Below are 19,531 nucleotides of genomic sequence, written 5' to 3'. Positions count from 1 at the left end.
CCGATGGTACTGCAGCCGAAGGGCTGTGGGAGAGTAGGACATCGCCGAACACAACATGAAGAGCCCGAGGCCCCGGTCGAGAACCACTAGAGTTCTCCCGGGGCCTCGGGTTTTTCGCGCTCGCCCATGATCACGGTTGGTGATCATGGGCGCACCTGCCGTGACCAGCCGTTCTGCCTGTTGGACAGGTTCCAACAGGCCGGGCCGAACCAGTGGTATCGACCACTTCGAGTGGCGTGGAGTTGATACAGTGGGTGGCCAGGCGATGCCTGGCCGGCCCTCGGTGAGATGGCTGGCGCACGCATGCTACGCCGGGGGTTGCGGGTGGAGTTTCGAATCTTGGGTCCGACCGAAGTGTCCGGATCATCGGGTCGAACTCAGCTGCGCGGATCACGGCAAAGCTCGTTGCTGGCCGCCCTCATCCTGCAGGCCAACCGGGTCGTTTCGGTCGAGCAACTCCTTGAGGCGGTGTTCGGGGAAAACCAGGCCGGGCCCGCCACGATCCACACCTACGTGTCGCGGATCCGCCGCGCCCTGAACGAGGTCGAACCCGGGGGTGGCGAGCGGATCGTCACCCGGCCCACCGGCTACCTGCTCCGCATCGAGCCCGGTGAACTGGACCTCGAAGTGTTCCGCGCGCACGTCGAGCGCGGGCGCCGGGACGCCGCGGCCGGGCGCTGGGAGCAGGCGTCCGAGGAGTACGAGAAGGGCCTCAAGCTGTGGCGGGACTCCGCCCTGGTCGACGTCTCGTCGGTGTCGCTGCACCGCAACGAGGTCCCCCGGCTCACCGAGGAACGCCTGACCGCGGTCGAGCGGCGGATCGGCGTCGACCTCGAGCTCGGCCGCCACGAGGACCTGATCGGCGAGCTGCGCGTGCTCACCGCGGACAACCCCTTCCGGGAGCAGTACTGGGCGCAGCTCATGCTCGCGCTCTACCGCAGCGGGCGCGCGGCCGAGGCGCTGGACGTCTACCAGCAAGTGCGCACCCTGCGCGTCGACGAGCTCGGAATCGATCCAGGTCCGGAACTGCAGCGCCTGCACCAGGCGATCCTGGCCAACGACCCCGCGCTCGACGCGCCCGCGGCGGCGACCCCGGCCGCCGCGCCGGTGACCGCGCCCCCCGTGCAGCCGCTGCCCGCACCGGCCCAGCTCCCGCCGGACCTCGTCGGTTTCGTCGGCCGGGAAAGCATCATCGACCGGGTCACCGAACTGCTCTCCGCCGAACCGCGCGAGGCGCCGCCAGTGGTCGTGTTCGCCGGGCTCCCGGGCATCGGCAAGACCACGCTCGCCCAGCGGGTGGCGCACAAACTCCGCGACCGGTTCCCGGACGGCCAGTTGTACGTCAACCTGCGCGGCTACTCGCGCGCCGCCCCGGTCACCCCGACCGAGGTGCTCACCCGGTTCCTCCGGGCGCTCGGCGTCTCCTCCGACTTCATCCCGCTCGACCTGGACGAGCAGGCCGCGTTGTACCGGTCGATCCTCGCGGACAAGCGGATGCTGGTCGTGCTGGACAACGCCAACTCCGCCGACCACGTCCGCCCGCTGATCCCCGCGGGCGCCCACTGCGCGGTGCTGGTCACCAGCCGGGACGATCTGCGCGGGCTCACCGCGTTGCAGGGTGCCAGCCGGATCAACCTCGACGTCCTCGAGCCCGACGCTGCCGTTTCGCTGCTGGCCACGGTGGTCGGCGACGAACGCGTCCCGGCCGATCCCGAGGCCGCCGCCGAACTCGCCCGGCTGTGCGGCCACCTGCCGCTGGCCCTGCGGATCGCCGCGGCGAACCTGTCCAGCCGCCCGTACCTGGAAATCCGGGCCTACGTGGCCGAGTTGCGCGACGCCAACCACCGGCTCGCCAAACTCGCCATCCAGGGCGACGAGCAGGCCGCCGTCCGGGTCGCGTTCGACCTCTCCTACGCGGCGCTCAAACCGGACGAGGCCACCCTGTTCCGCTACCTGGGGCTCGTCCCCGGCCCCGATTTCACCGTGTACACTGCGGCCGCGCTGTTCGACACGTCCGTCGAGTTCGTCCAGCCGCTGCTCGGGCACCTCCGGGTCGCCAACCTGGTGCAGGACTGCGGGCCCGGCCGGTTCCAGTTCCACGACCTGTTGCGGCACTACGCCATCCAGCAGGGCGAGGCGATGGACAGCGAGGAGATCCGCGAGGCCGCGATACGGCGGCTGTACTCCCTCTACCTCGGCGCGGCGGTCACCGCGACGAAGCTCATCGAACCCAACCGCGACCAGCCCGAACCGCCGCCGGACATGGTCCAGGTCGAGCTGCCCGAACTCGCCAACGCGGCCGATTCCAAGGCCTGGGTCGACGCCGAGTACGTCGACCTGAAGGCGGCCCTCACACACGCCGCCGAGCACGGGCCGTACGGCTACGGCTGGCGCATGGCCTACGCAATGGCCGCCCCGCTCGTGGTCAGCACCCGGTTCACCGAATGGGTGCTGACCACCCAGATCGGGCTCAAGGCCGCGCTGCGCTCGGACGAACCGCAAGCCGAACCGGTCATGCACACCGCGCTCGGGTTCGCGTACCTCACCTCGGGCCGCCAGGGACTGGCCATCGAACAGCTCAACCAGGCGCTGCGCGGCGGCGCGGAGTTCGGGAACCCGGAGTACGAAGAAGGCTGCCGCTACACGCTCGGCCTGGCCAACCTGTGGACCGGCCGGTTGACCGAGGCCGCGGAAAGCCTGAACGCGGCGCTGGAGCTCTGCCGCCGCCACGGGCTCGAAGACCAGGAGGCGGACGCCATCCACGGGGTCGGGATCACGCACCGCTACCTCGGCGAGCTCGACACCGCGCTGCGGTGGCTGAGCGAATCCGTCGAGGTCGGGCGCGATCGCGGCGGCCCGTACACCCAGGGGGTGCGCCTGTTCGGGCTCGGTATGGCGTACCGGGACCTCGGCCGGTTTTCCGACGCGCTCGACACGCTGACCGAGACCTCGCGGATCTTCCAGCGGCTCGGCAACGCCTTCGGCGAAAGCCGCGGCCTCAACGGACTGTCCAGTGTGTACCGCGAACTCGGCCGCCTGGAGACCGCGCACGACACCGCGCGGCGGGCGCTGGCGCTGTCCCGGGAGATCAAGCACCAGCGAACCGAGACCGACGCGTTGAACGCGCTCGCGGCGGTGCTCGAACGCCTCGACCGGCTCGAGGAATCGCTGGACTGCTACCGGCAGGCGTTCGCCGTCGCCGAGGACATGGGGCCCTACGCGTACGGGATGTTGGAAGCCCGGATCGGGCTGTCGAACGTGCTGCGCCGCCTCGGCCAGGCGGACGAGGCGCGCGAACACGCCGAGGCCGCGGTGAAGTCCATCCGCACCAGCCGGTTCCGGCTGCACGAGGGATCGGCGTGGCTGGCCCTGGCCCGGCTCGAACTGGAGCTGGGTGATTCCGCCACCGCGGCCAAGCGCGCCCGGGCCGCGCTCGCCGCTTACCAGGAAACCGGGCAGCGGCTCGGCGAGGCGCGGGCCCGGCAGTTGCTCGCCCGCATCGACTCCGGCGCCGACGCCGCGGCGGAGCACCTCCGGCGGGCGCGGTCGTTGCTCGCCGACCTCGGCGTGCCCGAGGACGACGAACTCCGCACCGCACTCGGCGGTTCGGCCGCGCAGTGAGACTTCGCATCCCGACAGCAGAGGAAGAAGATGGCTGACGCCTCGCCCGTGGTTCTCGGGGAAGACTTCATCCAGGACCGGCACGCCCTGTACCGGCGGTTGCGGCGGGAAACCCCGGTGCGCCAGGCGCTCATGCCGGACGGGCTGCGGGTGTGGCTGGTCACGCGGTACGAGGACGCCCGGACGGCGCTGGCCAGCCCGGCGCTGAGCAAGGATTCGCGCCGGGCCGCCCCGATCCACGAACAGCGGCGGGAAGAAGAGGGCGGCGGAACGCCGTCCTTCCTGAGCAAAGTGCTCGAATCGCACATGCTGAACCGGGATCCGCCGGATCACACGCGGCTGCGCAAGCTCGTCGCCAAGGCCTTCACGCTGCGCCGGATCGAGCAGTTGCGGCCGCGGATCGAGCAGCTCGCGCGGAGCCTGCTCGACGGCCTGGCGGGGCGGGACGAGGTCAACCTGCTCGTGGACTACGCGCACCCGTTGTCGGTCGGCGTCGCCGGTGAGCTGTTCGGGGTGCCCGAGCAGGAGCGCGCCCACTTCCGGAAGATCATGAACCAGATCGCGTTCGGGACGTTCGAGGAGCGGGGCGCGGGGGCGGCCGCGATGGCCGACTACCTGCGGGAGCTGGTGGCCCGCAAGCGCGAGGAGCCGGCCGACGACCTGGTCACCGGGCTGGTGCAGGCGCGCGACGAGGACGACCGGCTCGACGAGCTCGAGCTCGTGGCGATGGTGTTCCTGATCCTGTCCGCCGGGTTCGAGTCGACCGGGAACCAGATCGGCAACAGCGTGTTCGCGCTGCTCACCAATCCCGATCAGCTCGCCGCCCTGCGGGCCGAACCCGAACTGGTGGGCGGGGCGGTCGAGGAACTCCTCCGCTACGACGGCGCCACCGGCACGACCACGCTGCGGTTCACCACCGAACCGCTCAAGCTGGGGGACGTGGAGATCCCCGCGGGCGAGTTCGTGGTGATCCCGATCGGCGCGCCGAACCGCGACGAGGCGCGCTTCCCGGAACCCGACCGGCTGGACATCCGCCGGGACGCCAGCGGGCATCTGGCGTTCGGGCACGGGGTACACCACTGCCTCGGCGCACCCCTGGCCCGGCTGGAAACCCGCATCGCGCTCGAGTCGCTGCTGGCGCGGTTCCCCGAGTTGTCGCTCGCGGTCCCGGCGGCGGAGATCCGTTACCGCGACGACATTCTGTTCCGCAGCCTGGAACGGCTTCCGCTGAAGCTGGGGCCGGAGCGCGGGTGACGAACTCGCGTGCCCGGGTGCGGAACCCGGGCACGCGAGCGGTCACTTGGTTTCGCGTCCGTGCGGGGCTTCCCAGTCGAGGTCGGGGCCCACGGGGACGATCCGCGACGGGTTGATCCAGGTGTGGGTGCCGAAGTAGTGGCGCTTGATGTGGTCGAAGTTCGTGGTGTCGCGGAACGCGTCGATCTGGTAGAGGTCGCGGGCGTACGGCCAGAGGTTCGGGTAGTCGGCGATGCGCCGCAGGTTCGCCTTGAAATGGGTGACGTAGACCGCGTCGAAGCGGACCAGGGTCACCCAGAGCCGGATGTCGGACAAGGTGATCCGGTCGCCGAACAGGTAGCGGCGATCGGCCAGGCGGGCGTCCAGTTCGTCCAGGGCGGCGAACAGCGAACGGACCTCGGTGTCGTAGAACTCCTGGGTCGGCGCGAAACCGCATTTGTAGGGTCCGTTGTGGACTTTCTCGTAGAGGAACTCGTTGAGTTCGTCGATCTCGCCGCGCAGGTTCTCCGGGTAGAGGTCGATCTCGCGGGTGGCCCATGCGTCGAACGCGGTGGCCACGTCGGTGTCGAGGTGCTGGAAGTCGTTGCTGGCGATGCGGTTCGCCGTGCGGTCCCAGAACACCGGGGTCGAGTAGTGGCCCTCGAAGCCCGAAGCCCGGTACGCCTCGCTCAGGAACGCGAAACCGTTCACCTCGTCCAGGCCGTGCCCCTCGCCTTCGCGCAGCGCCCAGCCGCGGCTGTCCCGCATCGGGTCCAAAATGGACACCGAGAGCACTTCTTCGAGCCCCTTCAGCGCGCGGACGATCATCACGCGCTGGGAGAACGGGCACGGGTGGCCCGCGTAGAGGTGGTAGCGGCCCGGTTCCGCCGGGTACTCCGAAGTGCCGATCCGGTTGGGAAAGGCCGGCCCCGGCCGGGTCTGCTTCCGGGCTTCCGCGGGCGGTTTGCTCGGCGGCCGGCCGTACGGCCCGTACTTGTCGATGTCCACCGGTTCGGCGGCCCGCGGGGTGATGCTCATCTGCTTTCCTCCCGTGATCGAATGCGAGGCACTGCGGACATGAGTTCCCGGGTGCAGGGATCGGCCGGGGCGACGAGCACCTCGTCCGCCGGCCCCAGCTCGACGATACGTCCGGCGCGCAGCACGGCCACCCGGTCGGCGATCTGGCGCACCACCGCGAGGTCGTGCGCGATGAAGACGTAGCTCAACCCCAGTTCCGCCTGCAGGCGCACGAGCAGCCGCAGCAGCTGCGCCTGCACCGAAACGTCCAAAGAGGACGCTGGTTCGTCGCACACCAGCAGGTCCGGGCGCACCGCGATGGCTCGCGCGATGGCGACCCGCTGGCACTGGCCGCCGGAGAGCTCGCCGGGCCGGCGGCCGAGCAGCGCCGGGGACAGCGCGACCTGTTCGGCGACCTCGCGCACGCGCGCACGCCGGGTGGCCCGGTCGCCGAGACCGAAGCCGCGCAACGGTTCGTCGAGCAGTTCGGCGACGGTGAACCGCGGGTCCAGGCAGGCGAACGGGTCCTGGAAGACCAGTTGCACCCGCCGATGGAACCGGCGCAGGCCCGCGCCCCGCAACGCGGTGACCTCGGCGCCGTCGAAGGTGATCCGCCCGGCGGTGGGTTCCTCCAGCCGCACCAGCAGCCGGGCCACGGTCGATTTGCCCGCCCCGGATTCGCCCACCAGGGCCAGGGTTTCGCCGCGGTCCACGGTGAAGTCGACACCGTCCACGGCGGTCGTGCGGTGGCGGTGCGCCCGCCAGCCGGACCCGGGGAACGTCTTGGTCAGGCCGTGGACCGCCAGCAGCGGTTGCCCCGGCGTGGCGACCGGTGGCACGTCGGCCGTCAGCCGAGCCGAGTTCAGGCTCGGCGCGGCTTCGACCAGCAGGCGGGTGTGCGAATGCCGCGGGTGCGCCAGCAGGCGCTCGGCCGAACCGGATTCCACGGTCCGGCCCCGGTACATCACCACCACGTGTTCGGCGCGTTCGGCCGCGATGCCGAGGTCGTGCGTGATCAGCACGACCGCGGTGCCCGCTTCCGCGGCGAGTTCGCCGAGGTGGTCCAGGATCTGCGCTTGCACGGTGACGTCCAGCGCGCTGGTCGGCTCGTCGGCCACGATCACCTTCGGCCGCCCGGCCAGCGCGATCGCGATCAGCACGCGCTGGCGCATCCCGCCGGACAGTTCGTGCGGGTAGCTCTTCGCCCGCGCGGCGGGCAGGCCCGCGGTGGTCAGCAGTTCGGCCGCGGCCGCACGCGCGCCGGCGCGGTCGGCGAGCCCGTGGATGCGCAGCGTTTCGGCCACCTGCACACCGATCGGGACCACCGGGTTCAGCGAAACCCCGGGGTCCTGCGGGATGAACGCGATCTCCCGGCCGCGGATCGCGCGCATCGCCTGATCACCGAGGACGAGCAGGTCCCGGCCCTTGAGCCGGATCTCGCCGCCGAGCGTGCGCGCCGCCGGGGGCAGCAGACCGAGCAGGGAAAGCGCGAGGGTGCTCTTCCCGGAGCCGGACTCGCCGACGATCGCCACCGTCTGCCCACTGTGGACGGTCAGCTCGGCGCCGTCGAGCGCGGCCACCGGCGCGGCCGGGCCGTAGTAGGAAACCCGCAGATCGCGGACCGACAGCAGCGGTGTCACCGGCCTTCCCCTTGCTGCTGCTGGAAAACCCGGCCGAACGTGGTCGCCGCGAGCACGGTCGCGACCACCACCAGGCTGGGGAACGTGGTCAGCCACCACGCCGAGCCGAGGTAGTCCCGCCCGGCCGCGGCCAGCGTTCCCCAGTCGGTTTCCGGTGGCCTGGGGCCGAAGCCGAGGAAACTGAGCGACGAGGACGCGAGCATCGCCACGCCGAGCCCGAGCAGGCCGAGCAGCACCACCGGGCCCGCCGCGTTCGGGATCACGTGCCGCAGCACCACCAGCGGCGCCCGCACCCCGGACAGCCTCGCCGCGGCCACGTACGGCCGGGTCCGGACGTGCAGCACCTGCGCGCGCACCACCCGGGAGAACGTGGCCAGGTTGGACACCCCGACCGCGATCGCCACGTTCACCGCCGAACTGCCCAGCACCGCCACCACGGCCAGCGCCAGCAGCAACGCGGGGAACGCGAGCAGGACGTCGACCACCCGCATCAGCACCGCGTCCACCCAGCCGCCGAGGAACCCGGCGAGCAGGCCGATCAGCGAACCGGCGAGCACCGCGAACCCGGTCGCGGCGAGCGCGACCAGCAGCGCGGGCCGCGCGCTGTGCACCACCCGGCTGAACAGGTCCCGGCCGAGCTGATCGGTGCCGAACAGGTGCTCCCAGCTCGGCGGCCGCAGCAGGCTCGCCGGGCTGACCGCCTCCGGGTCCTGGCCCGCCACCAGATCCGGGACCAGCATGAACGCCAGCATCACCAGCAGGGTGAGCGTCGCGACGATCGCCGCCGGGCTGCGCGCGAGGCGCCGCAGCGCGTGCCGGGTCCGGGTGGACGGGGGCGGTGCGAGCTGTTCGGACGTCTCGAAGACCATCTACGCCCTCCGCCCGGCGGTCACCCGCGGATCGACGTACGCGTACAGCACGTCCACCACGAGGTTGACCACGACGTAGAGCACCCCGAGCAGTGCCACCATGCCCTGCAGCACCGGAAAGTCGTGGGTGGTGATCGCGGTGACCGTCAGCCGCCCGAGCCCTTGCCGCCCGAAGACCGTCTCGGACACCACCGCGGCCGCGAGCAGGTTCCCGACCGTCGTGCCGACCACGGTGATCGTCGGCAGGCTCGCGTTGCGCAGGGTGTGCCGGAACTGCACGCGCCACGGCCCCGCGCCCTTCGCCCGCGCGGTGAGCACGTAGGCTTCCGCGCCCGCCGCCCGCAATCCGGTGCCGAGCACCTGCGCGATCACCCCGGCCGCGGGCAGCGCCATGGTGGCCGCGGGCAGCACCAGCGAGGCGAACCCGTCCTGCCCGGTCGCCGGGAACCAGCCCAGCTGGAACGAGAAGATCTGGATCATCAGGATCGCCACCCAGTAGGCGGGCATCGACATCCCCAGCACCGGCAGCGCGTTCAGCACTGTCCGAAGTGGACGCCAGCGGGTGATCCCGGCGAGCATCGCGCCGCCCGCGCCGAGCAGCAGGCCCAGCGCGAGCGCGGTGACCGCGAGCGCGGTGCTGCCCGGCGCGGCCTCGCCGATCAGGTCCGCGACCGGCGCGCCGGTGTTGACCGAGCGGCCGAAGTCGCCGCGCACCGCGTCCGCGAGGAAACCGAAGTACTGGGTCAGGATCGGCTGGTCCAGGCCGAGTTCGTGGCGCAGCGCCCGTTCCTGCTCCGGCGTCGGCGGCCCGCCCGCGCTCAGCATGGTCTGGACCGGATCGCCGGGCACCAGGTGGAGCATGAGGAACGACAGCGTGAGCGCCGCCAGCAGCACCGGGAGGACGGCGACGAGCCGCCGCAGGATGAACCCGCCCAGCTCGCCGCGCCCCCGTCCGGTCACCGTCAGCGAGCCACCCACGCGTCGTAGAAGGCAGGCAGCCCTTGCGGGTCGAACGCCAGATCGTGCGCGGCCTTGCCCGCGCCGAGCAGGTAGGTCGGGTTGTACACCGGGATCGCGGTGGCCTGGTCGACGATCCGGCGCTGCGCCTGCTCGTAGGTCGCCGCGCGCCGGGCGGGATCGGTCGTGGTGGTCGCGGTGGCCAGCAGGCCGGGCATCTCCGGATCGGCGGACGCGGTGACGCCGCCCTGCGTCGAGTACAACGTGGTGCGCAGCACGTCGCCGTCCGCGCGGATGAAGCTGATGTCGCTGAGCTCGTTCTCGCCCTTCGCCTGCCTGCCGACGACGTCCCCGATCGGCAGCGGGTTCAGCCTGACTCCGACGCCGACCTCCTTGAGCTGCTGCTGCACGAGCTGGGCGAGCACGTCCCGCTGCTCGCGCGCGGGCGAGATGTAGGTCCACTCCACGGTCAGCGGTTTGCCGTCCTTGACCCGCACCCCGTCCGGGCCCTTCACCCAGCCCGCCTGCTCGAACAACCGCTCCGCCGCCGCGCGGTCGGCCTGGCTCTTCCCCAGGATGTCGACGAACCCGGGCGTCGACGGGGTGAGCACGCTGTGCGCCCGGGGGTACTTGCCCTGGTACACCGTGGAAACGATCTGCTCGGTGTCGACCGACTTCGCGAACGCCTGCCGCATCGGCGCCTCGGTCCACGGCGCCTTGCGGGCGTTGAGCACCAGCAGGTACGCGAGTCCGGGCTGTTCCTTGGTGAGCAACTGGAAATCGCCGGTGAGCGAATCCGCCTCCCGCGGCGGGACGTTCGCCACCGCGTCGACCTGGCCGGTGCGCAGGCTGCCCAGCCGCACGCCGTTCTCCGGGACGACCGTGATGGCCACCTTGTCCAGGTAGGCGGCGCCGGAGTGCTTGTGCGTCGCGGGGGCCCAGGCGTAGTCCGGGCGTTTGGCCAGTTCGATCTTCTGCTGGCGCACGTACTCGCCGACCGTGAACGGCCCGCTGCCCACCACCTTCTGGCACAGCGCCTGCTGGCCCGAGACGAAGGTCGCGGGCGACTCCATGCCCAGGAACGCGGTGCTCGCCGCCTGCAGGAACGCGGCGTTCGGCTGCTTGAACGCGACTGTCACCGTGCGCGGATCCACCACGGTCGTGCCCGCGTAACCGGTGAGGAAACTGGCCGCCAGCAAGGATTTCGTCGCCGGGTCGACGATCCGGTCGAAGTTCGCCCTGACCGCCGCCGCGTCGAACTTGGCGCCGTCGCTGAAGGTCACGCCGTCGCGGAGCCGGAAGGTGAAGCTGGTGGCGTCCGGGGAGACCGTCCACGACTCGGCCAGCCACGGTTTGATCTCCAGCGACTTCGGGTCCTGTGCGACCAGTGAGTCCACCACGCCCCGGGTGATCAGCTGCGAGGCCGCGGTCGGCGACTGGTGCGGGTCGATGCAGGACGGATCGGCGTCGGTGGCGAACGTGAGCACCCCGCCCGGCCGCGGCTGGTCGCCGCCGCCCGAGGTCGTGCCCCCGCCGCAGGCCGTGGCGACCAGTGCGAGGGCCAGCAGACCGCCGATCGCTCTACGCATCGGGCTTCCTCCCAGGGTCGGCGCCGCGGGCCCGCGGTGAAGCCAGCCGCAGCGAAGCCACCTCCGGCCGGGTGAGCGGAGGCGTGCTGTCCGGCCGGCGCCGCGGGCGGAGCATGACGGCGAACGCGGTCTTCGGCCGGAGCAGGCTCGACAGTGGCGCGTTCAGGGTGTAGGCGTCAAGTAGCGCGGCGGTCACCGCGGGCCGGACCGCGGCCGCCTTGCCGACCTGTTCGGCGTACCGGGAGTTGATCTTGTCCAGCAGGCTCGGTTTGGGGCCGGTGGTCTGCTCGAAGCGGCTGTCCTGCCCGGAAGCCAGGGTCCACGCGTCCTCGACCGCGCGGGCCGCCGCGCGTTGGACCTTGCGGGCGAGTCCGGCGCGGAAGCCGTGCGCGCGCAGGGTGTCCCGCAGCGCGAGCGCCTGCAGGGCGGCGATCGACATTCCGTGCCCGTAGAGCGGGTTGAACGTGCAGACCGCGTCGCCGAGCACGACGAACCCCTCGGGCCAGTGGTGCGGCCGTTCGAAATGCCGGCGGCGGTTCGGCGGGGTGCGGAAACCGCGCACGCCGCCCAGCGGTTCGGCCGACGCGATGAGCTCGCCGATCAGCGGATGCCGGAGTTTTCCGGCGAATTCCACGTAACCGGCCTCGTCGGTCGGTGGATGCCCGCCCCGCATACCGGCGATGCTGACGATCCACCGGTCGCCCTCGATCGGCAGCAGCACCCCGGCGCGCCCGTCGCCGTCCGGGTCCGGCTGGATGCAGATCGCGGGAAAGTCCCGCCGCAGCGACGGATGCGGTCGGTAGAGCCGGGTGGCGTAACCGACTCCGCCGTCCACGACGTCCTCGTCGACGCTCGCCAGGCCGAGCCCGGCCAGCCACCGCGGCGCGTTCGAACTCGCGCCGGTCGCGTCCACCACGAACTCCGCCTCGAGCACCGCGGAATCCCCGGTCGCCCGGTCGCGCACGAGCGCGCCGCGGACCTGGGACGCCTCGCCGGCCAGCCCGGTGGCGTCGACGCCGCCGACCAGCGTGATCCGCTCGTCGCGCAGCACCCGTTCGCGCAGGGTGCTCTCCAGGAACGGCCGGCTGCAGCCGATCAGGAACTGGACCTGCGCGAACCGCGGCATCCAGCCCTGCGGGGTCAAGGTGAGGATCTGCTCGGGCATGCCGATGTTGTGCGCGCCGCCGGTGGTCAGCGTGTCAAGTGTGCCCGGCAGCAGTTCCTCGACCGCCCGCGCGCCGCTGCCGAGCAGCAGGTGCGCATGCCGCGCCTGCGGGGTTCCCTTGCGGGGCGCGGAATCCTCGTCGAACCGGTCGCGCTCGACGAGGGTCACCGGGCCGAGGTTCTCGGCGAGCACCGCGGCGGCGAGCAGGCCCGCGATCCCCGCGCCGAGGACGACCGCGCGTCCGCGCTTCAGATCTTCCGCCATGGCGACCTGCCTTCCGCCTTGAACGTCCGGTACAGCGCGACGAGGTAGACCGCGTCCAGGATCAGTTCGGCGGCGATCATCTGGTGCAGCAGCCACCGGTCCGGGTGCCACGCGATCAGCGCGACCGCGCCCGAGGTGTCGACCACCGTCTTGCCCAGCGCGATGTACATCGTCTGGCCCTCGGTGTTCCGGCGGACCCACAGGGTCACCAGGAACAGCGATTCCATCAGCACCACGACGAAGACCGTGGTGTACACCCCGGCGCGGTCGTCGAACTCGCGGGTCGCGGCGATCATGAAGGTGAAGGCGAACAGGAAGAACCCCGCCACCATCCAGCCGTACAGCGGCGCGGACATCCGGCCGAAGTCCTTGCGGCCGTAGCGCACCCCCTGGAACAGCAGCACCAGGTTCAGCGGGATCCAGAAGTACAGGATGGTCCGCATCATCGGCTCGGTCGGGTAGATGAACGCGTAGGTCACTTCCCAGGACACGTTCGCGCAGACGGCGAACACCGGCAGCGGCGCGCGTTTGTCCAGGAACCCGCGCCGGATCGCGGCGAGGTAGACGGCGAACGTGCAGATCCCGACGATCCCGAACGCCACCTTGGGCAGCGCGTCCGGGACCGCGCGCTGCGGGGTCACCACCGGCGGAGCCGACAGGAACGCGTCCAACAGCGTCACGAGACCACCGCGTTCCGGTTCTGGCCGTTCAACTGGACCGCGGTGAACAGCAGCGCGTAGACGGCGAAGATGCCCACGCACACCAGCACCGAGGAGCTCCAGCCGTCGTCGGACCACCAGATCGTGGCCAGCAGCATCCCGATGATCGCGGTGAACCCGGTGGCCGCCGCGTGCGTGGTGGCCAGCCGGGCGACCGCCGCGGCGCCGGCCGGGTCCTCTTCGGACGGTGGGTCGCGCAGCAGGCGGCGGCAGAGCGGGTAGGCGAGCGGCGCGGTGAGCAGCAGGCCGATCCCGGCGGGCGGGGGCAGGATCCCCGCCAGGGTCACCCCGGCGACCAGGCCGTAGGCCGCGATCTGCAGGGCGGTGAACAGCCAGGCCGCGCGGCGCGGGCCCAGGGTGTTGGGCAGCGTGTGCTTACCGGCCAGCAGATCGGAGTCCCGGTCGCAGAAGTTCATCACCATCATCCGGGCCGCCATCACCAGGAACAGCGGGCCGGACAGCGCGAACAGCACCGGCGGGACGGTCTTCATCTGCGCGTACACCGCGAGCAGCGGGCACAGGATGGTCAGCACGCCGGACGTCGTGATCTCGCCCAGCGCGTGGTAGTTCAACCGGATCGGCGGCGCGGTGTAGAACCAGGCGAGCGTGACCATGGCCAGGCCGAGCAGCCGTTCGACCGGCGAGGGCAGGAAGACCACGAGCGCCAGCACCCCGAACAGCAGGGTGAAGGACGCGGCCAGGCTCACCACCGGTTTCAGCTCGCCGGACACCAGCACCCGGCTGCCGCCGGTCCAGCTGTTCGGCCCGGTGTGCGCGCTGTCCGCCTCCAGATCGAAGTACTCGTTGCAGTACTGGGTCATCAGGTGCGTTCCGCTGACGACCGCCTGCGCCATCAGCCACGCGCCGAACTGGAACGACTGTCCGGAGTAGACGGACACGGTGAGGCCGAGGGTGACCGTGAGGAAGCTTTCCAGCAGGAACTTCGGCTGTCCCAGCCGGATGAAAGCGTCGATCTGCTTGCGCATCGGGTCGCCTATCCGGAGTTCCGCCACGGCCCGGCCGGGGTGTACACCCGCGCGGCGGTCTCGCGCTCGTACGGCACGCCGAGCGGCAGGTTGATCAGTTCCATGCTCATCCCCCACGGCGTGGTGAAGTAGACCCACCGGTCGCCCGCGATCGGACCGTCCACAATGGTCTCCGGCTCGTCGAGGACGGTCACGCCGGGCTGTTCGCGCAGGTACTCGACGGCCTTGTCCACGTCGTCGACGTGAATCGCGAGGTGGTGCCCGCCCCAGTCGCTGTTGCGCGGCAACGACCGGTTCTGGTCCGGCGCGGCGTACTCGAACAGCTCCACGTTCGTCACCGGGCCCAGGCGCACCATCGCGATGTGCGCGGAGGCGTCGGCCGCGACCCCGAGTTTGCGGGTCATCCAGTCGCCGCCGGGGTCCTCGACCGGCCCCAGCCGGTACACCAGTTCCCCGCCGAGCACGTTCACGAAGAACTCGACCGCCTGGTCGAGGTCCGGGACGGTGTAGGCGACGTGGTGCACCGCCCGGGCCCCGGGAATGCCGGTCATTGCAAACCGCCTCCGTCCTTCTGGTTGGGGATGGCGCCCATCAGCATCAGGCCGCCGTCGATGGTCAGCGACTGGCCGGTGAGGTAGGCCGCGTCCGGTTCGAGCAGGTAGGCGATCAGCGCCGCGACCTCCCGGGCCCGGGCGGGCCGCCCGACCGGGATCGACGGCCGGGGCAGGTCGCCCGCGTCGGTGCCGACCGGCACGCCGTTCATCGGGGTCGCCGTCTCGCCCGGGCTCACCGCGTTCACGGTGATCCCGTGCCGCGCGAGTTCCAGGGCCATCACCTTGGTGAGCATGGTGAACCCGCCCTTGGCGGCGCAATACGCGGAGCCGCCCCAGATCGGGATCTCGTCGTGCACCGAGCTGACGTTGACGATCCGCCCGCCGCGGCCCCGGGCGACCATGCGCCGCGCGGCGGCCTGCGCGCAGGCGAACGGGCCGGTCAGGTCCACGTCCAGCATGCGCCGCCAGTCGTCGAGGGTTTCGTCCAGGAATTCCGCGCGGTGGTTGATGCCCGCGTTGTTCACGAACGCGTCCACCCCGCCCAGGTTCTCGGCGGCCTCGTCCACCGCGGCCGCGGCCGCGGCCGGATCGGCGTGGTCGAGCCGGAACAGCACGGCCCGCCGCCCGGCGGCTTCGACCTCGGCCGCCACCCGTTTCGCGCCGTCGGCGTCCGAGCGGTAGCCCAGCCCCAGGTCGAATCCGCGCCGCGCGAGCAGGAGCGCGGTTGCTTCGCCGATGCCCGAACTGGCACCGGTCACCAGGGCCGCTTTCACCCGGTCACCCCTTCCGTCCGGAGTTCGTAACCCGCCTCGGCGAGGCTGCCCGCGCCGAGGTAGCCGTAGATCGCGCGGGTGCGGACGCCCGGGTCGGTCCGGTAACCGTGCCAGCGCCCGGCGGGGATGTACACCAGATCGCCGGGGGCCATCCGGATTTCCCCGTCCGGGTCGAGGTGCGTGCCGCCGCCCTCGGCGACCAGGAAGAACTCGGCCGCGTGCGGATGCCGGTGCGGTTCGTGGTGCCCGCCCGGGGTGAACGTGGACGTGGCCACCACCAGCGCGGCGCTGCCCGCGGTTTCGGTGGTGATCAGCCAGCGGACGTTCATGTCGGTGATCCCGCCGAGCCCGGCGAGCGTTCCGGCCCCGGCCGGGGTGTACCGCCAGCGGGCGGCCGCGGCGTCGTGGTTCGGCTTATCGCCGTGGATCAGCAGGAGCCCGGCCGCGTCCGGCAGGTCACCGCCGTCCGGGGAGTACACGCCGTCCCCGGGGCCCAGGGTTTCCCCGCGCCAGCGCGGCGATCCGGCGAGCACGACGGCCGCGGACTCCACGCCCGGCGCCGCTGCGGGGCGGCCCGCCGCCAGCTCGCCCTCGACCAGCCAGCGGTGTTCGCCGATCCGGTCCGCGCCGGGGAAGAACCGGATCATGCGCCACCCATTTCGAGGATCACCTTGGGCCGCCCGGAACGACCGTGTTCGAGGAGTTTGAACGCCTGCTCGGCGTCGGCCGCGGGCACGATCTCGGCGACCAGGGCGGCGCCGTCGAGCACCCGGGAGGCGAACAGGCCGACCGTCCGTTCGTAGTGGTCCAGACCATGGCGGATACCGTAGACGTCGAAGCCGCCGAGCACGAAGTTTCCCGGGACCAGTCCGCCCACCGGTTCGCCCGCGACCCCGACCACCGCGACCCGGCCGCCGGTTTCCACCAGGTCCAGCGAGCGCAGGAACGCGGCCGACGCCCCGGAGGCCTCCACCACGAGCGAGTACGCCCGCTCGGGCGCGTCCTCGGGCCGGTACGCGGCGGTGGCGCCGAACTTGGTGGCCAGCTCCAGCCCGGCCGGATCGATGCCGATCGCCTCGACCTCGGCGCCGCGGTGGCGGGCGAGCTGGACGGTGAGCAGGCCGATGGTGCCGGTGCCCAGCACCGCGACCCGGTCGAACGGCCCGCAGCCGGTTCGCTCCAGCGACTCCACCACGGTGACCGCCGGTTCGACGAGCACGGCCCACGGTTCCCGGGTGCCCGCGGGCAGCCGGGTCAGCGCGTGCGCGGGCAGGCGGATGAACTCGGCCGCCGCGCCCTGCTGCCCGTACAGCCCGGTCTCGATCAGGTTCCGGCACACCGCCCGGCGGCCGCGCTGGCAGTTCGGGCAGAGCCCGCACGAGATCATGGTGTGGCCGACCACGGCTTCCCCGGGCGCGAAACCGCCGTCGGCGGTGACCACCCGGCCCCACCACTCGTGCCCGAACACGTGCGGGTAGCCGGATCGGCCGTCGTTCAGGTACGCGGCGGTGCCGTGCAGCAGTTCGAGATCGGTGCCGCACAGGCCGACGTGGGCCGGGCGGACCAGGACCGTGCCGGGTTCGGGGGCGGGGATCGGCAGACTGGTCTGGACCACTCGCCCGGGGCCCTCGAGGGCCAGCGCTCGCATGGCGCCGGTCGGCCAATCCCCGGAAGTCATGAGACCGCCGGTTTCCGGGCCGGGAGCGCGCGGGTCACCGCCTCCGGCAGGACCGCGAGCCAGAGCAGTTCCAGCCCTTCGTCGCCCGCTACGAGCGTGACCGAGGCGTCGGCCGGCGCGAGCACCAGATCCCCGGGGCGCAGTTCCCGGCTCGAGGCCCCGCGTGCGGTCCCGGCGCCGCCGAGCACGAACCAGGCGGACTCGATTCCCTCGCGCCCGCGCGGCCCGAGTTCGCCGCCCGGTGGCAGGCGCAGGTGGTCGAACGCCTCGCATTCGCTGTAGAGCATGCCGCGGCGCGCCAGGCACCGCGTCCGCGTGCCGGTCTGCGAACGGGACGGGTCCGCGATGCTCGTGACGATCATGGGCGGACCGTCAGCTCGGCGAGGAAGTACTCCAGGCCCGCGTCCCCGGCGGCCAGCCGAAGTTCGGAGTGCAGCGGTGCGGTCACCGAAACACCGTGGCGCAGTTCGATCCCGGCCGTGCCCGGATTTCCGGTTCCGCCGCCGGACAGCACGAACAGGGTGAACTCGACGCCGTCCGCGGTGAGCGTCTCCTCCTCGCCCGGGCCCAGCCGCACCCGGCGGATGCTGCGCAGCGGGCCGGTGAGCAGGGTCGTCGGATCGATCTCGCCGGGCTCGCGCAGCTGGTGGATGGCGGCGTTCACGAGGTCGCCCCGCGCAGGACGGCGGCCGTGGCCGGGCTGTTGATCTCGATCACCAGCCAGTGCAGGTCGCCGGTGCCGATGTTGCGCAGGCCGTGCTTGGTGCCGAGACCGGTGAGGATCACGTCCCCGGCGCGCACGTCGTGCGTCTGGTCGTCGAGCAGCATCTCGCCGTGACCGGAAATGATGAAGTACAGCTCCTCGGTTCGGGTGTGGACGTGTTCGCCGCTCAGCCCGCCGGGCGGCAGGCTGGCCCATTCGACCGCCTCCCAGTCCCCGGCGAGCCCGGTCCGGCGGGTGAAGCACTTCCAGCCGGAAACGCCGGTCGTGCCGTGGACGCCGTGCACGACGGAGGCCGACGCGGTGTCACCGACGATCAGCCGACCATCCATCGTCACCCTCCAGCTCTCGTAGTTCCTTGGCGGCGACCACCAGTTCGTCTTCGGAGATGTCGTTCACAAAACAAGCGGAGCCTATTTCGCGGGGCATCGGAAGTCGAGGCATTCCACCCCGGTGCCGAGTGGTGTCCGCGAGTGCGCGGCGCAGCACCGACACTTCGAGCAACGGATGGCTGATCGGCAGGCCGAGCTTTTGGATAAGCCGCAGCATGCGGTCCCTATTGGTCACCCCGACCAGGCCGCGGTGACAGGAGACCTCGACGAACAGCGCCATGTCGAGGGCGACCGCTTCGCCGTGGAGAAGCTCCGGCAGCGCCCGCATTTCGATCAGGGGACTGATCGAGTGGCCGAAATCAACCAGACGTTGTAAATCGGTTTCCCACAGATTTCCGGCCAGTTCCTCGAGCATTCCGGAAATCGCTCGTTCGAGTACTTCGCGGGCGACCCGATCGCCGGTCTCGGTCACGCCCCGCAGTCGCTCGTCGAGGAGCAGATCGGCGTGCGCCTCGAGCAGGTCGAAGAGCCGCCGGTCGGCGACGATCGCCATCTTCAGGACCTCGGCCAGGCCGTTGCTCAGCTGCCGGCGGTCCAGGGTGCCCAGGAAGGCGCGGTCGAGCAGCACGGAACCGGGCGGGTGGTAGCTGCCGAGCCGGTTCTTGTGCTCGCCGTGGTTCACCCCGGTCTTGGCGCCGATCCCGGCGTCGACCAGTCCGATCAGGGTGGTCGGCACTCTGACATAGGGTGTCCCGCGGCGGTACAGGCTCGCGGCCAGGCCGGCGATGTCCAGCAGCACCCCGCCGCCGACCGCGATGATCGGATCGTGGCGTTCGGTCCCGAATTCGTCGAGCGCGTCGACGATCCGCGTCACGTATTCCAGCGTCTTGCGCTGCTCGGACACTTCGAGGGGGAGGAATTCGCACGCTATGCCGTGGTGCGCGAAGTATGCGCGCATCGCGGCACCGTACAACCGATCCACGTTTCCGTCGAGCACGACGAATCGCCGGATTTCCCCCGACCGCCCCGCGGCCGCCGCACCGGCCAGCGCGGGATTGACCGGATCCAGAATCCGGTCGGTGAGAACGACGTCGTAGCCGACTCGCCTTTCCGCGGAAAGCGTCCAACTCCGGCTGTCTCGCCGAGTGACATATCCGGATGAAATGCCACAGTTGAATTCTCGGGCGGTTGCCTCGGGTATCTCCGATCTTGCGTCTCGTGGTCGCAGGACCACGCCGACCCCCTTGCTCCCGGCAGAGGTGTAGCCGGGCACAGGATAGGCGGACCTCAGCGGCTGAGGATCCTCCGTATGAGTGACGACGAACATACATGTTACGTGGAGTAGCAAGCGGGCAGGTGCGATCTGGGCCACACGCTGCGCGAACACCGCCTGTCATATCAGCGAAAGCCGCA

18 protein-coding genes are annotated in these 19,531 nt (G+C 71.3%); 2 read left to right on the top strand and 16 right to left on the bottom strand.

Going from position 1 to position 19,531, the window contains the following annotated elements; genetic code table 11:
- Positions 1-288: 288 nt before the first annotated feature.
- Complete coding sequence (locus tag FXO23_RS19560; protein WP_343034494.1) at positions 289-3,621, top strand: AfsR/SARP family transcriptional regulator; 3,333 nt, start codon at positions 289-291, stop codon at positions 3,619-3,621.
- Between the two features lie 30 nt (positions 3,622-3,651).
- Entirely contained in the window at positions 3,652-4,875 is a 1,224-nt protein-coding gene (locus FXO23_RS19555; protein WP_158886775.1) for a cytochrome P450 family protein, read from the top strand.
- 42 nt (positions 4,876-4,917) lie between these two features.
- Here the strand turns inward: FXO23_RS19555 and FXO23_RS19550 are convergent, their stop codons facing one another.
- From FXO23_RS19550 to FXO23_RS19480, 16 genes are read right to left on the bottom strand one after another with little or no spacing between them, the layout of a single operon-like run.
- Positions 4,918-5,892 carry a glutathione S-transferase family protein gene (locus FXO23_RS19550; protein WP_158886774.1) on the bottom strand — a complete coding sequence of 325 codons (975 nt, stop codon included), beginning with the start codon at positions 5,890-5,892 and terminating at the stop codon, positions 4,918-4,920.
- Positions 5,889-7,511, bottom strand: a complete 1,623-nt coding sequence (locus FXO23_RS19545; protein WP_158886773.1) for a dipeptide ABC transporter ATP-binding protein — start codon at positions 7,509-7,511, stop codon at positions 5,889-5,891. Before FXO23_RS19545 ends, FXO23_RS19550 begins: the two co-directional genes overlap by 4 nt.
- Positions 7,508-8,380, bottom strand: coding sequence for an ABC transporter permease (locus FXO23_RS19540; protein ID WP_218952093.1), 873 nt, complete (start codon positions 8,378-8,380; stop codon positions 7,508-7,510). The genes FXO23_RS19545 and FXO23_RS19540 overlap by 4 nt, the downstream gene beginning before the upstream one ends.
- On the bottom strand, positions 8,381-9,340 hold the full coding sequence (locus tag FXO23_RS19535; protein WP_246257554.1) for an ABC transporter permease: 960 nt from the start codon (positions 9,338-9,340) through the stop codon (positions 8,381-8,383). It abuts the gene before it with no gap.
- A gap of 2 nt (positions 9,341-9,342) precedes the next feature.
- Positions 9,343-10,926: an ABC transporter substrate-binding protein gene (locus FXO23_RS19530; protein ID WP_158886772.1), complete on the bottom strand. Its 1,584-nt coding sequence runs from the start codon at positions 10,924-10,926 to the stop codon at positions 9,343-9,345.
- Positions 10,919-12,355 (bottom strand): NAD(P)/FAD-dependent oxidoreductase, encoded by a 1,437-nt coding sequence (locus FXO23_RS19525; RefSeq protein WP_158886771.1) that lies wholly within the window; start codon positions 12,353-12,355, stop codon positions 10,919-10,921. Before FXO23_RS19525 ends, FXO23_RS19530 begins: the two co-directional genes overlap by 8 nt.
- The gene (locus FXO23_RS19520; protein WP_158886770.1) at positions 12,340-13,035 is read right to left on the bottom strand and encodes a transmembrane-type terpene cyclase; all 696 of its coding nucleotides are present in this window, start codon (positions 13,033-13,035) and stop codon (positions 12,340-12,342) included. The genes FXO23_RS19525 and FXO23_RS19520 overlap by 16 nt, the downstream gene beginning before the upstream one ends.
- Positions 13,032-14,060, bottom strand: a complete 1,029-nt coding sequence (locus tag FXO23_RS19515) for a prenyltransferase (RefSeq protein WP_158886769.1) — start codon at positions 14,058-14,060, stop codon at positions 13,032-13,034. Before FXO23_RS19515 ends, FXO23_RS19520 begins: the two co-directional genes overlap by 4 nt.
- 8 nt (positions 14,061-14,068) lie before the next feature.
- Positions 14,069-14,611, bottom strand: coding sequence for a VOC family protein (locus FXO23_RS19510; protein WP_158886768.1), 543 nt, complete (start codon positions 14,609-14,611; stop codon positions 14,069-14,071).
- Positions 14,608-15,387: an SDR family oxidoreductase gene (locus FXO23_RS19505; protein ID WP_158886767.1), complete on the bottom strand. Its 780-nt coding sequence runs from the start codon at positions 15,385-15,387 to the stop codon at positions 14,608-14,610. Before FXO23_RS19505 ends, FXO23_RS19510 begins: the two co-directional genes overlap by 4 nt.
- Positions 15,384-16,034 (bottom strand): cupin domain-containing protein, encoded by a 651-nt coding sequence (locus tag FXO23_RS19500; RefSeq protein ID WP_158886766.1) that lies wholly within the window; start codon positions 16,032-16,034, stop codon positions 15,384-15,386. The genes FXO23_RS19505 and FXO23_RS19500 overlap by 4 nt, the downstream gene beginning before the upstream one ends.
- Positions 16,031-17,065 (bottom strand): zinc-dependent alcohol dehydrogenase, encoded by a 1,035-nt coding sequence (locus FXO23_RS19495; protein WP_218952092.1) that lies wholly within the window; start codon positions 17,063-17,065, stop codon positions 16,031-16,033. Before FXO23_RS19495 ends, FXO23_RS19500 begins: the two co-directional genes overlap by 4 nt.
- Positions 17,062-17,427, bottom strand: a complete 366-nt coding sequence (locus FXO23_RS19490) for a cupin domain-containing protein (protein ID WP_158886765.1) — start codon at positions 17,425-17,427, stop codon at positions 17,062-17,064. The genes FXO23_RS19495 and FXO23_RS19490 overlap by 4 nt, the downstream gene beginning before the upstream one ends.
- On the bottom strand, positions 17,424-17,729 hold the full coding sequence (locus tag FXO23_RS51065; protein WP_218952091.1) for a hypothetical protein: 306 nt from the start codon (positions 17,727-17,729) through the stop codon (positions 17,424-17,426). Before FXO23_RS51065 ends, FXO23_RS19490 begins: the two co-directional genes overlap by 4 nt.
- On the bottom strand, positions 17,726-18,118 hold the full coding sequence (locus FXO23_RS51060) for a cupin domain-containing protein (RefSeq protein ID WP_218952090.1): 393 nt from the start codon (positions 18,116-18,118) through the stop codon (positions 17,726-17,728). The genes FXO23_RS51065 and FXO23_RS51060 overlap by 4 nt, the downstream gene beginning before the upstream one ends.
- On the bottom strand, positions 18,093-19,445 hold the full coding sequence (locus FXO23_RS19480; RefSeq protein ID WP_158886804.1) for a sedoheptulose 7-phosphate cyclase: 1,353 nt from the start codon (positions 19,443-19,445) through the stop codon (positions 18,093-18,095). The genes FXO23_RS51060 and FXO23_RS19480 overlap by 26 nt, the downstream gene beginning before the upstream one ends.
- Positions 19,446-19,531: the final 86 nt, after the last annotated feature.

The sequence above is a fragment of the Amycolatopsis anabasis genome (genome assembly GCF_009765355.1).
Lineage (GTDB): Bacteria > Actinomycetota > Actinomycetes > Mycobacteriales > Pseudonocardiaceae > Amycolatopsis > Amycolatopsis anabasis.
Note: the sequence above shows the minus strand (reverse complement) of the source record. Positions and strands in the feature narration are given on the sequence as shown.